This is a genomic window from Rhodonellum sp. (assembly GCF_030656585.1).
In the GTDB taxonomy this organism is placed as follows: domain Bacteria; phylum Bacteroidota; class Bacteroidia; order Cytophagales; family Cyclobacteriaceae; genus Rhodonellum; species Rhodonellum psychrophilum.
Genome location: NZ_JAUSPP010000080.1, coordinates 22,495 through 36,320, shown reverse-complemented (window position 1 = coordinate 36,320; position 13,826 = coordinate 22,495). Strand labels below are relative to the sequence as shown.

Annotated in this window: 15 protein-coding genes; 13 read left to right on the top strand and 2 right to left on the bottom strand. The window is 40.7% G+C overall.

Annotation, left to right across the window (positions count from 1 at the left end; all coding sequences use genetic code 11):
• The first annotated feature begins 365 nt into the window (after nt 1-365).
• From Q7J63_RS19410 to Q7J63_RS19400, 3 genes are read left to right on the top strand one after another with little or no spacing between them, the layout of a single operon-like run.
• A complete protein-coding gene (locus tag Q7J63_RS19410) occupies nt 366-869 on the top strand; it encodes a ubiquinol-cytochrome c reductase iron-sulfur subunit (protein ID WP_019600231.1) in 504 nt (167 codons plus the stop codon).
• Nucleotides 866-1,435 carry a YceI family protein gene (locus tag Q7J63_RS19405; protein ID WP_304888625.1) on the top strand — a complete coding sequence of 190 codons (570 nt, stop codon included), beginning with the start codon at nt 866-868 and terminating at the stop codon, nt 1,433-1,435. The genes Q7J63_RS19410 and Q7J63_RS19405 overlap by 4 nt, the downstream gene beginning before the upstream one ends.
• 48 nt (nt 1,436-1,483) lie before the next feature.
• Complete coding sequence (locus Q7J63_RS19400) at nt 1,484-2,353, top strand: DUF5777 family beta-barrel protein (RefSeq protein ID WP_304888624.1); 870 nt, start codon at nt 1,484-1,486, stop codon at nt 2,351-2,353.
• Here the strand turns inward: Q7J63_RS19400 and Q7J63_RS19395 are convergent.
• A complete protein-coding gene (locus tag Q7J63_RS19395) occupies nt 2,350-3,918 on the bottom strand; it encodes a glycosyltransferase family 39 protein (RefSeq protein WP_304888623.1) in 1,569 nt (522 codons plus the stop codon). The two genes, Q7J63_RS19400 and Q7J63_RS19395, sit on opposite strands and share 4 nt — an antisense overlap.
• Nucleotides 3,919-4,092: 174 nt before the next feature.
• On the opposite strand from Q7J63_RS19395, the gene Q7J63_RS19390 reads away from it, so the two are divergent.
• Both Q7J63_RS19390 and Q7J63_RS19385 read left to right on the top strand, forming a co-directional pair.
• A complete protein-coding gene (locus Q7J63_RS19390; protein ID WP_304888621.1) occupies nt 4,093-5,004 on the top strand; it encodes a YafY family protein in 912 nt (303 codons plus the stop codon).
• A 1-nt stretch (nt 5,005) separates the two neighbouring features.
• Nucleotides 5,006-6,373 (top strand): ATP-binding protein, encoded by a 1,368-nt coding sequence (locus tag Q7J63_RS19385; protein WP_019600226.1) that lies wholly within the window; start codon nt 5,006-5,008, stop codon nt 6,371-6,373.
• On the opposite strand, the gene Q7J63_RS19380 is transcribed toward Q7J63_RS19385, so the two are convergent.
• A complete protein-coding gene (locus Q7J63_RS19380; protein ID WP_304888618.1) occupies nt 6,370-6,744 on the bottom strand; it encodes a hypothetical protein in 375 nt (124 codons plus the stop codon). The genes Q7J63_RS19385 and Q7J63_RS19380 overlap by 4 nt on opposite strands.
• A 213-nt stretch (nt 6,745-6,957) precedes the next feature.
• Between Q7J63_RS19380 and Q7J63_RS19375 the strand changes: the two genes are divergently transcribed.
• The 8 genes from Q7J63_RS19375 (at nt 6,958) to vgrG (ending at nt 13,820) form a co-directional block, all read left to right on the top strand.
• On the top strand, nt 6,958-7,533 hold the full coding sequence (locus Q7J63_RS19375) for a DUF4255 domain-containing protein (protein ID WP_019600224.1): 576 nt from the start codon (nt 6,958-6,960) through the stop codon (nt 7,531-7,533).
• Nucleotides 7,534-7,662: 129 nt separating this feature from the next.
• Nucleotides 7,663-8,526, top strand: coding sequence for a hypothetical protein (locus tag Q7J63_RS19370; RefSeq protein WP_304888615.1), 864 nt, complete (start codon nt 7,663-7,665; stop codon nt 8,524-8,526).
• Nucleotides 8,527-8,552: 26 nt separating this feature from the next.
• Complete coding sequence (locus Q7J63_RS19365) at nt 8,553-10,202, top strand: phage tail sheath C-terminal domain-containing protein (RefSeq protein ID WP_304888613.1); 1,650 nt, start codon at nt 8,553-8,555, stop codon at nt 10,200-10,202.
• Between the two features lie 43 nt (nt 10,203-10,245).
• On the top strand, nt 10,246-10,698 hold the full coding sequence (locus tag Q7J63_RS19360; RefSeq protein ID WP_019600221.1) for a phage tail protein: 453 nt from the start codon (nt 10,246-10,248) through the stop codon (nt 10,696-10,698).
• Between the two features lie 5 nt (nt 10,699-10,703).
• Nucleotides 10,704-11,162: a phage tail protein gene (locus Q7J63_RS19355; protein ID WP_019600220.1), complete on the top strand. Its 459-nt coding sequence runs from the start codon at nt 10,704-10,706 to the stop codon at nt 11,160-11,162.
• A 4-nt stretch (nt 11,163-11,166) separates the two neighbouring features.
• Complete coding sequence (locus Q7J63_RS19350; protein ID WP_019600219.1) at nt 11,167-11,349, top strand: DUF5908 family protein; 183 nt, start codon at nt 11,167-11,169, stop codon at nt 11,347-11,349.
• Between the two features lie 7 nt (nt 11,350-11,356).
• Entirely contained in the window at nt 11,357-12,019 is a 663-nt protein-coding gene (locus tag Q7J63_RS19345; protein WP_304888612.1) for a LysM peptidoglycan-binding domain-containing protein, read from the top strand.
• Nucleotides 12,020-12,023: 4 nt separating this feature from the next.
• Nucleotides 12,024-13,820 (top strand): type VI secretion system tip protein VgrG, encoded by a 1,797-nt coding sequence (vgrG, locus tag Q7J63_RS19340; RefSeq protein WP_304888610.1) that lies wholly within the window; start codon nt 12,024-12,026, stop codon nt 13,818-13,820.
• Nucleotides 13,821-13,826: the final 6 nt, after the last annotated feature.

The window sequence follows — 13,826 nt, the reverse complement described above, 5'->3', positions numbered from 1 at the left end:
GTTTTATGCATTACGAACTCAATTCAATATTATAATTAACTGATGTTTCATTATATGTTGATTGTTTTTGACTTCACCATATCGGGAATACGTCAAATCCCTATAATAGTCTGATTTTCTTGCAGTTTCAATCCCATTTGGAAATGGAATGTACATTCCATCTAACTTAATCAAGTTAGATGCTTTACGTTACTTTTTTGGTGTCTTAGCATTCGGGTTAAATTTATTTTTTTGCCATTGGCAATCAACAATTTAATTTTTCGAGTGTTAATTAATTGGGGTTTTAAAATCAGCTGTCTTACCATCAGGTGAATAAATTATGAAACTCCAGATCCAATCTTTCAACACTTCTCGTAAATGACCGTATGAAAAATTCTCTCCAAGTAAAAACCGGAAATCTTTCTGATCCCAGACGGGATTTTCTAAAAAAAACAGGCTCCTTGGCCATCATGTCAATGTTTGGGGTCGGGTTTTTTACCTCCTGCAGCAGTGATGAGGATACCAATCCAAATACAGGCAACAACAACCCTCCAGCTGGAGCTACAGGCATTACTGTCAGTGGAAATACCGTCACCATCAATCTTGATCAGGCAACAGGGTTAAATGTTGCTGGTGGATGGGTTCTGATTATTCCCGCCCAATTGCTAGTGGTCAATGTTGGGAACAATTCATTCAATGCCTTGACCTCTGTGTGTACCCATTCCGGTTGTGACAAAGATTGGAGGTTTGCCAGCAATGTATTTACATGTACCTGCCATGGCTCAAGATTTAGTACCGACGGAAATGTGCTTACCGGACCGGCCAACCAAGCCTTGGCAAGTTTTCCTACCCGTCTCGACAACAAAATTTTAACGATCACCAAATCATGATGAAAAATTTAATTGTCTTTTTCTTTTTTGCTTTCCTTGTCACCTTCTCTTTCGAAATGAAGGGTCAAACCTACAATACGGACAAAGGGAGAGCAGAATTCTTGTCCAAAGCAGCCTTAAACGAGTTCACCGGAGTTTCTGACGACTTGAATGGCTTGTTGGATTTTGAAAAAAACAGTTTTGATTTTTTCATTGACCTCAATACCCTTAAAACTGGAATAGGTCTCCGGGATCGGCACATGCGGGAAAATTACTTGGAGACAAAAAAGTACCCTTATGCCGAGTTTACTGGTAAAATCAATGAACAGGTTAAACTGGAAAAAGGCCAAAGCAAATTGCTGAACGCAACCGGTACCTTCAAGATACATGGCAAGGAGAAAAATATGGTGGTACCTGGAAAGATCACTTGGATTTCCGATTCGGAAATCCAGTTGGAAGCTACCTTCAAAATCCTCTTGAGTGATTATAATATAGCCATTCCCTCGGTGATTTTTTATGAATTGTCTGAAGAACAAACGATTAGCATCAAGGCAAACCTGAAGAAAAAAACTGTAAACACGAAATAACATCACGTCTCCAAATCATCCTGATTTTTGAATCCAAAGCCGAGCACTATGAAAATTAAAATATTAATCCTCGCCCTGTTTCTTTCACATCCCTCAATGGCACAGTTGGAGAGAAAATTGGCCGATGGGAGCCAAAAAGAGGAGCTTATTTTTCATGCGCCAAGGCATATCAATTTGCTTACCGTGGAGCCTTTGGATAAAAAAGCACTGCATTTTGCGATCATGCACACTTTTGGGACCATCGATGGGGGCCTCCAAGATCTTTATGGTTTGGACAATGGGGCCAATATCCAGTTCAGTTTTGAATATGGGTTTTCCGAAAAATTTTCCCTTGGCGCTGCTAGGGCCAGTACCGATAAGGTGTACAATCTTTATGGCAGGTACCATTTTTTTAGTCAGACCCAAGACAACAAAACCCCTTTTTCCCTCTCCATGATGGGAGGCGCAGCAGTCAATACCTCCAATTACAGTTTCTTAAATGAGGATGCGCCGGATTTGTTGGACAGAACCAGTTATGCTGCTCAATTGATGCTCGCCAGAAAATTTTCAGAAAAAATCAGTGTACAATTGAGTCCGATGATGGCCTATTTCAATGACCCAAGGGCGCTTTATCAAATTGAAGGAGACCAAAATCTCTATTTGGCTTTGGGATTCAGTGGTAAATACAAGATGACAGGAAAATCTTCTTTGACTTTACAATGGATACCCAATCTCAACAATGATTTAAGAAATAATTTGGGAGTCGGAATTGATTTGGAAGCAGGAGGCCACGTATTTCAAATGTATTTTGTAACCTCTCAAGCGCTGAATGAGCAATATCTATTGGCAGGGGGAAATGGTGTTGCTGGAGAAAAATTCAGATTGGGATTCAATGTCAACAGAATCTTCGCCACGGGCAAAAAAAAGAGAGCCGACTAGTTAATTTTATACCTTCTGGATAAAATCCATTGGTCCTCTTTTTCATCCACTATCAAATAGTTTTGAGTTTTGGCCCAATCTTCAAAAGCTTTGATATCCTCCTGTTCCGATGGATAGGCATGCAGATAATATTTGTAAACGAAAAGCTCAAATTCATCAGGTTTTTCAGTCTTGACCCGGTCGATATTTTCCAAGGCAACCAACTTTTTTTTCGCCATTTCTAGTTCCGGAAGGAGGATATCCTTGCTCAAGTAAACGAAGTTGTTGATCAGTATAAGATTATCATTTTCAGTGTTTAATACAGTTTCATTGAAAGCTTTAATAAAATGATTGTAATTCTTGATTTGCCCTTGATGTCTGATACTGGCCAGCACAGGAACAAGCAACAGAATAGCGATGGCCACAGTTTTTTGCTTTGTCGTTTTCAGGAAAAAAACAGCCAAACCAAAGGCCAATAAATAGCCCGACATTTTAAAATCATGCAGCCAAAGCGCAATTGCTGCACCCAGAATAAAAAGGATGCTCAGCCAATTGATCCAGATTTTGTTACTCATCCAATCGGAAACTCCCATCGCAATCAAAACCGACAATGGTCCAATAAGAACAATAAGGTGTCTCGGATTGAGATAGATCGGATTGTAAAAATCCAGGGTGGAGGTCATGAACCAAAAGCCTAGAACAAGACAGCCAACGGTCAGTGCAAATTCAAAGAGAATTGGTTTCTGGGATTTGAATGCCATCCAAAGTCCAGGAATCGCCAAGACCAGCCAGGGCCAATAAGCCCTTTCCACAAATGCAAAAAATGGCATGTAAGTCAAACGACTGAAAATTGCCCCCATTCCCTTGTCATGGTACGTGTATTCTGAAATATAATGGCCTTCATTTACCATTTCCAAACGGTAAAATACATTGCCGAATTTCCAGTGGAAAAATCCAAAATACAGGGAAAGCAAAACCACTGACCAAATCCCAAACCATAGGTAAAAAGCAATCGGTCGCTTATGGACCAGGTCATGAAAAAATAAAATAATGGGAAAAGGAAGCAAAAGCACCATTGTTTCTTTGGTTGAAAACCCGATAATAAAAGCCAATCCCATGGCCAAAGCCATCCAGAAGGGAGATTTGTTTCGATAAATGGCAGTGAGCGGGACCACAATGACCCACAAGACCAGGAGGCTGTCGGGGTAAACTTTTGGCAAAAAATGGAGAAAATAAATGTGGGTAATGGAGAATCCCGTAAACCACCACTGATAAGTATTTTGCTTGGACAAACGCCACAGCAGGTAAAACGAAATCAAGTAGCTAAAAAGAGAAGCCAGTGCTGCCAAATGATCGTTGAGACCAAATAAATGGCTGAAAAACCCAGAAAAAACATAAGCCCCAAAACGGGAACTGAAGTGGTAGTCATCGGAAATCGGAATGCCCTCCCAAAATTTTTTGCCCGTCAATAAATAATAGACATCGTCACTAAAAGTGATCCCATCATACCCCAACCAAAAATAAAGGGATAGAAAAAGAAACCCTACAAAAAGGCTGAGATATTGTCGGGGAAGCTTTAAGGGCATGAATTCATTTGAAAGATAAAGTTAAATTGAAATAAGGTAATTTAAATTAGAATCCAGCTTTTCTTCCTTAGATTTTCAGAAATACGACTTCATTCAATCACTGAAACTGACAATATGTGTCAATGGGCATTTTATTTTACTTTTAAGCATTATCTTTCTTTTTTAAACAATGTCATGGCAAAATCTAACCAAATAGAGCAACAGAAAATTCTCAGGATCTTTAAGCTAATCAATTTGCTCAGGGGCAATATCGGGAAGCCTGTCCATAAATTGGCCGAAACCCTGGGGACCGATCCAAGGACCATCTACCGGTATTTCAAGCTCCTCGAGGCTTTGGGCTTTGAAATCGAAAAAGAACATTCCAAATTCAAAATCCTGGACAGGGTTGAGCACCCCAACGACCATTCCTTTGGGACTTTTTCGGACGATGAAATCCTGTTTTTGAATGACTTGATCAGCGGGAGCAGCAAAAAAAACCTCTTGAAAGATTCCATTCTCCAAAAGATCAGCATCCGTTCGGATTTTAAACAAAGCGTGACCAAGCTTTTCAACGCCAATTTGGGAATTTTTGTGGATCTTGTTTCCCAAGCCATCAAGGACAAAAACCAGGTGATTCTTCGGGATTATTATTCTGTCAGCAGCGATTCGGTGGCTGACAGACTGGTGGAACCGGTGGTTTTTTCAAAAAATTCCGATTCCATTTATGCTTTGGAGGTCGAAAGCAAGAAAATGAAAATTTTCAAAATAGAGAGAATAGGGGAGGTTTTGGTCACATCCAAACCTTTTAAATTCCAAGAATTGCATGAGCCTTTAGAGCAAGGTTTATTTGGTTTTTCTGGCAAAAACCAATTTCTTGTCCATCTCAAAATGACCAAGAAAGCCTTTCAACTGATGATAGAGGAGCATCCGGATACCAAACCATTCACTTACACCAAAAACAGAAACCAATATTATTTCAAGGCTGAACTCCCACATTTGCCTGGAATAGCAAGATTTATCTTGGGGCTTCCAGGCGAAATTAAGGTGTTGGAAGGAGAAGAACTGATTGTCAATCTTAGGGAACAATTGAATAAAATGAGTATTTAGGATGAAGGAAGAAACCAAAAAAGAGCTAACATCAAATGCAGCCTGCTTGGAGATGGAATTGCAGTGGTTCCAATCCATTATGGTCCTCAGGGGAAAAATAACCTTTGAGGAGTCGGTTCCAGAAAGTGAAATGGGAAGAACCGCACTGCCTGATTTCAGCGGACAGGAATCCAATTATGCAAAGCTTGTCCAAAAACACAATATGGGTTTAGAGGAAAGATTGGTTTTGATTCTTTCCTTGATCCCGGATATCCGACCCTCCTTACTTGATTTGTTGCATGTGAAAAACCAAAATTTTGATACCCCATTCGCTGAGTTTGGTGGGCTCAAAGCCGAAAAACACAAAGGTTTTCTTCCAACGGGCGAAACGGCCATTTTTTTGTTGGCGGGAAGCAATATCAAAAGGCGGTTTGAGCTGATGGCACTTTTCAGTCAAAACCATTTTTTTGCAAAGGAAAAAATCATATTCCTGGACAAATCCTTACCAGGAGAGCCTCTTCTGAGTGGTCAGTTGAGGATCAGTAAAGAATATCTTTTGTATTTAACCACCGGTGAACCTTATAAACCGGATGCAGATATTGATTTCCCAGCCCAAAGAATCATCACCGAACAAAAATGGGAGGATCTGATCCTTTCCGATCCAATCTTGGATGGGATTTCTGAAATAAAAAACTGGTTGAAACACGGCAAGGAACTGAAGGAACAATTTGATTTTGGGAGGAGGATAAAAAAAGGGTTCAAAGTCTTGTTTACGGGACCTCCGGGGACTGGAAAAACCTTCACGGCAAGCGTCCTTGGCCAATCCTGCAATATGGATGTCTATAGAATCGATCTTTCCATGGTGGTTTCCAAGTATATCGGGGAGACCGAAAAAAACCTGTCCAAAATTTTTGACCTCGGGGAAAATAAAGGGTGGATTTTGTTTTTTGATGAGGCGGATGCATTGTTTGGGAAGAGAAGCCAGACTTCAGATTCGCACGACAGGTATGCCAATCAGGAAGTTTCTTATTTGCTCCAAAGAATCGAGGATTTTGACGGCTTGGTAATTCTCAGCTCCAATTTCAAAAACAACATCGATGAGGCATTTTTCAGGCGCTTTCAGTTGGTCTTGGATTTTGAGCTACCCGACTTTTCACAACGGATGCAATTTTGGGAAAATTCAGTATCAGATCAATTTCACTACCATCCGGAGGTTTCCGTGGAAAAACTCGCCGAAAGACATGAGTTGTCAGGTTCATCCATCATCAATGTCCTGCATTTTTGCCTTTTGAAATGTTTGGAAAGAGGCGATAGGGAGATCATCAACGTGGACATTCTATCTGGGATTAGGATTGAAAAAATAAAGCAGGGAAAGAGTATCCTGCATTAATCCTGTTTCTTTTTCACAAAGTATTCAATGGTGACATCATCGTCAATCTTGGCGTTTTTGTTTTTGAGTTCATCGATAAGGATCAGCAGATTTTTGTTCTCCCTGATTTGCGCCAAAAGCTTCTCTTTTTTTTCACGGAATTTGATCTCCATTTTTTGATTCTCTTCCGTCATTCTCCCTATTTTTTTCTCAAGTGCTTCAATGGATTCTTCATTTCTTTTCAATTGGTATTCGTTTTTCTTCAATTCCTCGAGGAGGAAGATGTTTTGCATCTTATTTCTCAAATACATGATATACAATGCAATGGAAAAGATTACAACCAAAGCCACGATAATATAAATATATTGAGATGTATATATTGAAGTGTTCAAAATAAATTGCCTATTTATAGTATTAAATACTTTTTTAATTTTAATTTTTTTATAATTATAAACGCTAATTAAATCGTGAATTGGATTTAAAAGTAGCACATCTTTCTTTAAAATATTTTTTTACCTCAATAATATTTTTAAATTTGGATAATCACAAAAGTAAACATCATTTTTGTGTTTTTGCCTAGAGCGTAAATAACAATAGTTTTAAGAATGATTGATATTACTTTAGTTTACATAAGAGACTTGCTTAATCAACATTTTAAGAATCATTTCTCCATTTCTGACAATAAGGTTGTTCTTTCAAATTTGGTTGAAAGCGACGGTTCTTTTGCCAAAGAGGTAGACGATAAAGTAGTTTTTTTTCTTTTGGGATTTGAAGAAGAATCTTCCTTAAAAAATACAAACAGTCGGGGAGGCAGTATCGCCAATGGTTCCTTTTCGGACAAGCATCCTCCGCTTTACTTAAACTTGAATTTGTTTTTTTGCGCAAATTTCAGAAATCAAAATTATACCGAAGGCCTCCATTACCTTTCATTCATTATCAGTTATTTCCAGCAACACAAAACGCTGGTGCCCATCAATTCCCTGGGATTGTCAAAAAGGGTCCAAAAGCTGAGTTTTGAACTGTGTAAGTTGGATTACGATCAACTCAGCCATATTTGGTCGTCGATAGGGTCAAAACTTCTCCCCTCGGCACTTTATAAGGTGGGTATTGTCGTGTTTGACGAATCGCCGATAACAAAGATCACTCCAGTCATTACCCGCAGCGAAGAAGACCGGAACTAGATGCAATTTTCATTCACCCATATCGCAACTTTAACTTTTAAACACGGATATTTTTCTCAGGGTGAATGCAATACCTTCCAATTGGGGCTTTCAGAGGAAACCAAGAAATGCCTTTTGGATTTAAATCTTTTGATCAAACCATTTGATTCAGGCTTTCACCTTTTGAGTGGAGCACCGGAATTGTTGGAAGGAGAGTGGAGATCTTTGTCCATTCAATTGAACCTGAAAGATTCATTTTTTTTGAATTTTACCGATTTACCCGATTTCAATCCAAGTAACTCCCTTTTGTATTTTAACAACATAACGGTCAGTAAATCTAACAATTCCGATGTTTGTTATTTACATCCTTCCCCGACTGTGGATCGCGGATCTCTCGTCAGGCTTTGTACAGATGTTTTTCCATTAGAGGGTTTTGGTTCGGAGGAAAAAATTTCCATCGTTGATGCTTTGGGAAATACCATTCAAAAAGGATTGAAAGCCGATATTCAAGGCCCCAGTGAACTCGGATATTGTGCTATTCATGGTGAAACCGAAAAATTTGGATGTTATTTTTTTCCAAATAGCGTGTTCAAGAAACCCATCGGGATCATTGAGCTTTTTCCAGCCAGGTTATTTGAAGAAATGGATCCTACTAGAACCCTGTCTTTCAATATTTCATTTCAAAGCCAAAAAACAAAGTGGCGTTACCTTCTTACCGATTCACTATTTTGGAAATTTGACAAGCTTTCGATCATAGATTCAAAGAAAAAAGAGGTGTTTTTCACTGAAAAGGAAATTTTCCTAAACGGAGTTGGTGCCATTAGGTGTTTTGAGTCCTTGGAAAAAATCCAGATGCAGGACAGTCATTTTGGTGATTTCCAGATGGTGGAAAATTATGGGGGAGATCGAAGGACCGGAAAAATCATCATCAAAAACCTTCCTCGGGCCTCTCCCGAAATGCTTTACCACGACCCATCATTCAAAGATGCCTTGTACTCACATATTTTCATTTAAACAATCCACTTAAAATCAAAACAACTATGGCTCAAAATCTAATGACACCGGGAGTTTACATTGAAGAGAAAAACGCCTTCCCTGGGTCCGTCGTCGAAGTTGCCACTGCCATACCCGCATTTATTGGGTACACAGAAACGGCTTCCCGAAACGGAAAATCTCTTGTCAACCAACCCACAAGGATTACCTCCTTTGCGGATTATCTCGCCCTATTTGGCGGGCCTTTTCTTGCTAAATTCGATGTGAAGGGCCCGAAATCGGCATCGGTACCCCAGGAAGATGGGGCAACAGAGCCGGATGCGGAAGCTGCTGCCCCTGTAGATTCCAGCGTTGAAGAGCCAAAAGGGGAGTCCTTTACCATCGGAACTAAAGAATTCAGCATCATCTATCCCGACAACAACAAACTTCTTTTTTATAACAGCATCCGGTTGTTTTATTCCAATGGAGGTGGGACTTGTTACATTGTTTCGGTCGGTACCTATAAGGGAAAAGATTCCATTGAAGTCGACAAGGACGAACTCGAGGGAGGATTACTCAAGCTGATCAAGGTACAGGAACCCACCATTATCGTTATGCCGGAAGCTGTGATTTTAAAGGAGGTTTCCTATGATATTTATGCCACCATCCTCAGACATTGTAGAAAAATGCAGAGTAGGGTGGGGATTTTTGATATCTATGATGGATATGAAGAAAGAAGGGAAGGTGACGATGATGACATCATTACAGTTTTCAGGGAGAAAATTGGCACTGAAAACCTAAGTTATGGAGCTGCATACTACCCTTGGCTCAATACCAGCATTGTCCAAAAAGGAGATGTTACTTATAAAAATGTCAAAGAATGGGACAAATTGATTCCTCAGCTTTCGGAGAAAGTCACCATTGAAAAATTCAAAGCCGGCTTTGTGAAGAAACACCTCAGTGACAAACTTGCCGAAATCAAACCCGAAGAAGGGACTGAAGCTGTACCCACTGATGACCAAAAAAAGCAATTCACCGACGAATACATTGAGGCCAACGCAAAGAATTACCATTTGGGATTGATAGCGGTAAGCCCAAGTTATGCATCGCTGATGGATGAGTTGCGGGCAAAACTTAATTTGTTGCCAGCTTCGGCGGCTATGGCGGGCATCTACACGATGGTTGACAACGGGAGGGGCGTCTGGAAAGCACCTGCCAATGTAGGATTGAATTCAGTCGTGCAGCCAGCCGTAAATATCACCCATGACCAACAGGAGGACTTGAATGTCAATGCCATATCGGGTAAATCAGTAAATGCCATCAGAACCTTTCAAGGTGTAGGCACTTTGGTTTGGGGGGCGCGGACCTTGGACGGCAACAGCTTGGACTGGAAATACATCAATGTAAGAAGAACCATGATCATGTTGGAGCAATCCATCAAATTGGCGCTTCGTGCCTATGTTTTTGAACCCAACGATGCCAATACCTGGATCACGGTGAAAAGTCTCATTGTCAATTTCCTCACCGAAAAATGGAAGCAAGGGGCATTGGCAGGATCTTCTCCGGAGGATGCATTCGATGTTCAGATTGGTTTGGGAGCCACCATGACGGCTTTGGATATACTAGAAGGCAAAATGCTTATTTCCGTCAAACTGGCGATTGTCAGACCAGCAGAATTCATTGTGGTCACATTTGAGCAACAAATGCAAAAATCATAAGCAAACCAAAAAACCATTCAAAATCATTTAAAATAGCAATATCATGGCAGGAGAAGCACAAGACAGTAATTGGCCATTACCAAAATTTTATTTCAAAGTGGATTGGGGAAGTACCACTGATATTCCTTTTCAGGAAGTGAGTGGCTTGGAGGTTCAGGCACAACAAATTGAGTACAGACATGGAAACAGTCCCGTGTTTTCTACCATAAACATGCCCGGAATCATCAAAAACAACAACATCACCATGAAAAAGGGGGTGTTTGCCAAGGACAATAAATTCTGGGATTGGTATACCAAGATCAAAATGAATACCATTGAAAGGCAAAATGTGGTTATCAAGCTTTGCGATGAGGGAGGCAATCCCACGATGACTTGGACGCTGAACAACGCCTGGCCAACCAAAATCAGTTCGACGGATATGAAGTCGGATGCCAATGAGGTTGCCGTAGAAAGTATCGAAATTGCCCATGAGGGCCTTACGATTAGCAATGGTTAATTGATATGGAAACAGTTAGTTTCTTCCAACCCGGCTACGTCCCGCCAACCGCTTTCTATTTTGCTGTAAAATTTCCAAGAAGCAAGCCATTGGATAGCAGTTTTCAGGAGGTGTCCGGGTTAAAAGTTACCGTTGAAACCATGGAAATGAAGGAGGGAGGGGACAATCTCTTCGTCCATCATTTGCCACAATCCATCAAATATGAAAATTTGGTTTTGAAAAGATGTTTACTTCCCGGATCAGACCTGGAAAAGTGGTGCAGGAATGCCATTGAGAATTTCAAGTTTGAACCAAAGGACATCTTCTTGCACCTTTTGGCTCCCAAATCCAATATTTTGGCATCATGGTCGATTGTGCAAGCATTCCCAGTTTCTTGGGAACTGGGTAGTCTCAGCAGTACAAAAAATGAATTGGCCATAGAAACGCTTACTTTAAAATACCGGTATTTCAAAAAACTCAGATAAGCATATGACATTGATTATTAAAGAGCTTGTGATCAAAGGGGAGGTAATGGACCGGAATTTCCCGTTTTCCGAATCCCAAGTGGATGAGAAGGTACTGATGGAGTATTTGGCACAGATGAAGAAGGAAATCGAACAAGACTGTTTCGAAAAGTTGCTGGAAAAATTGGAAAACCGCAGCAGGAGGTAGAAATTTCATGTCAGAAGGGAAAATAAACAAAGTAAAGATTGTTGCTTATAGTGATCCTGATTACAGCGATCAGTTGGGGGAGTATGAAGTCTTGGTTAATCCAAGTAAAACCTCAAAGAAAGGTCAACTGGAGTACACCAATAATTCCTCTCCGATTGGAGGGAGTGCAGAAACTATAAAATTCAAAGGTGCGGGCCCCGAAAAGTACGAGTTTAATTTTTTTTTCGACGGCACAGGCATCATTACCAGCAAAAAAGTCGACGATCAGGTTGAGGAACTTATAAAATTGATGTATTCCTATAATGGAGATATCCATGAACCGAATTACATCAAGATTTATTGGGGTACCCAATCCGAATTCCAAGGTCGGTTGACCTCATTTGAGCAAGTCAATACGATGATGGATACGGACGGAACCCCGCTTCGTGCCGAGATCAAAGCCTCATTTATTGGATCCAAATCACCTGAGAAAAAGGCATTGGAAGCTGGTAAAAACTCTGCTGATCTCACGCATATCCGGACTGTATTTGCCGGAGATACGCTCCCCTTGATGTGTTTTCGGATCTATGGTGACAGTGGATTTTACATGAAGGTTGCCGAGTTTAACCAGCTGGATAATTTCAGGGACATTTCTCCAGGTGATCAAATAATATTCCCCCCTGTAATCTAAAAGTATGGCCACACTTATTCAAGAGAATCCTCTACCGATATCTTTTTCCATTGCTATAAATGGATCCCCCATAAAGGATAGCATAGAGGTTGTCTCCATCCGGATTTCCCAAGAAATCAATAGGATTGCCACTGCCAACATCCGGATTTTGGATGGCGGTGCTTTTGGGGTGGGTAATGAGGGTTTTGATAACAGCAATGGTCCCGATTTTATTCCCGGAAACCAAATCGATATTTCTCTGGGTTATGGGGATGATAGAAACAAGGTCTATTCCGGTATTGTCCTTTCGCAGAAGATGGTCGTTAAAAGGAACAATTCCTTCATTGAGGTCGAGTGTCGTGACAAAGCCTTTAAGCTGACCAAGGGCAGGTTCAACGGAATTTATGTAGATAGTAAAGACAGTGATGTTTTCAAGAAAATCCTGAATGACAATGGTTTGGCAAATGAGGTGGCCCCCACCGATCAGATGTATGGACAATTGGTACAACACAGTTCCTCATATTGGGATTATATCCTGATCCGGGCAGAGGTCAACAATATGTTTGTATTGACAGAGAACAACACCCTGAAAATAAAGCTTTTTGATTTAAGTGTGTCACCTGGCTTCAAAATCGGAGCAGATACTTTGGCTCTCGATGTGGACTTGGAGCTGAGCGCCGAAAACATCCATAAAAATTTCACAACAGTATCTTGGGATGAAGATTCACAAGCCATAAATGAAAGTACTGCAAGTTTAAGTGATTCTCTGAATCTTGGAAATCTCTCAGCGGTCAAGCTTTCGGGAGTCAATGAAGAGGTAGTGATCAGCAGGGCAAGTGCTGCATCTCTGGAAAAAACTGAGCTTGAAAATTTTGCAAAAAGTGCAGTGAGTCGGAGTGTGCTCAGCAAAATTAAGGGGAGAATCCAAATCCCCGGAACAGCCGAAATAAAAGCTGGCGATCTCCTCGAACTTTCAGGTTTTGGTGACCGGTTCAGTGGAAATGCTTTTGTTTCTAAAGTGAACCATGATTTGGAAGAAGGGAATTGGATTACCTCTATTTTCATTGGTCTTTCATCAAGATGGCATTCGTCCCTTCCCGAAGTGGAGGAGCATGAAGCTTCGGGTTTATTGCCTGCGGCAAAGGGCATGTATATAGGTATAGTCAAAGCCATTCATGAGGATCCAGACGATAATTTCAGGGTGAAAATATCCCTTCCGAGTTTAAAAAGTGAAACCCCAGATACTTTCTTATGGGCCAGGATTTCCTTTAACTATGCTTCCGCAAATTGTGGGATGTTTTTCTTTCCTGAAATAGACGATGAAGTCTTGGTGAGTTTCGTCAATAATGATCCAAGGTTTCCCGTGGTGGTGGGTGGTCTTTACAGCAAAAAGAACAGTCCAAAAGAGGTTCCCGATGAAAAAAATCAATTTAAATCCATCATCACCAAATCGGGCATTTCCATCAGATTTGATGATGAAGAAAAAATTCTCACCATTTCGACTCCCGGGGGAAACACCTTTGTTTTGGATGATAAAAATAAGCAAATCCTTGTCCAAGATCTCAATAACAACAAGTTGACGATGAATGACAAAGGGATTTCTTTGGATAGCCCAAAGGATATTGTCCTCAGCGCCAAAGGGAAAATCACTTTGGATGCAATGGATGAGATTGGGATATCTTCCAAAGCGGACCTGAAATCAAAGGCCCTCAACATCGCAATGGAGGCACAAGTGGGCTTCAAAGCAGCAGGAAATGCCTCTGCAGAAATATCCGCTTCCGGGCAAACCACCGTCAAAGGAGCGATGGTGATGATCAATTAAACTTAA

Excerpts from the sequence above, each read along its gene's own strand:
- Q7J63_RS19410 (WP_019600231.1), top strand. The coding sequence starts at position 366 with ATGAAAAATTCTCTCCAAGTAAAAACCGGAAATCTTTCTGATCCCAGA.
- Q7J63_RS19405 (WP_304888625.1), top strand. The coding sequence starts at position 866 with ATGATGAAAAATTTAATTGTCTTTTTCTTTTTTGCTTTCCTTGTCACC.
- Q7J63_RS19400 (WP_304888624.1), top strand. The coding sequence starts at position 1,484 with ATGAAAATTAAAATATTAATCCTCGCCCTGTTTCTTTCACATCCCTCA.
- Q7J63_RS19395 (WP_304888623.1), bottom strand. The coding sequence starts at position 3,918 with ATGCCCTTAAAGCTTCCCCGACAATATCTCAGCCTTTTTGTAGGGTTT.
- Q7J63_RS19390 (WP_304888621.1), top strand. The coding sequence starts at position 4,093 with ATGGCAAAATCTAACCAAATAGAGCAACAGAAAATTCTCAGGATCTTT.
- Q7J63_RS19385 (WP_019600226.1), top strand. The coding sequence starts at position 5,006 with ATGAAGGAAGAAACCAAAAAAGAGCTAACATCAAATGCAGCCTGCTTG.
- Q7J63_RS19375 (WP_019600224.1), top strand. The coding sequence starts at position 6,958 with ATGATTGATATTACTTTAGTTTACATAAGAGACTTGCTTAATCAACAT.
- Q7J63_RS19365 (WP_304888613.1), top strand. The coding sequence starts at position 8,553 with ATGGCTCAAAATCTAATGACACCGGGAGTTTACATTGAAGAGAAAAAC.
- Q7J63_RS19360 (WP_019600221.1), top strand. The coding sequence starts at position 10,246 with ATGGCAGGAGAAGCACAAGACAGTAATTGGCCATTACCAAAATTTTAT.
- Q7J63_RS19355 (WP_019600220.1), top strand. The coding sequence starts at position 10,704 with ATGGAAACAGTTAGTTTCTTCCAACCCGGCTACGTCCCGCCAACCGCT.
- Q7J63_RS19350 (WP_019600219.1), top strand. The coding sequence starts at position 11,167 with ATGACATTGATTATTAAAGAGCTTGTGATCAAAGGGGAGGTAATGGAC.
- Q7J63_RS19345 (WP_304888612.1), top strand. The coding sequence starts at position 11,357 with ATGTCAGAAGGGAAAATAAACAAAGTAAAGATTGTTGCTTATAGTGAT.
- vgrG (WP_304888610.1), top strand. The coding sequence starts at position 12,024 with ATGGCCACACTTATTCAAGAGAATCCTCTACCGATATCTTTTTCCATT.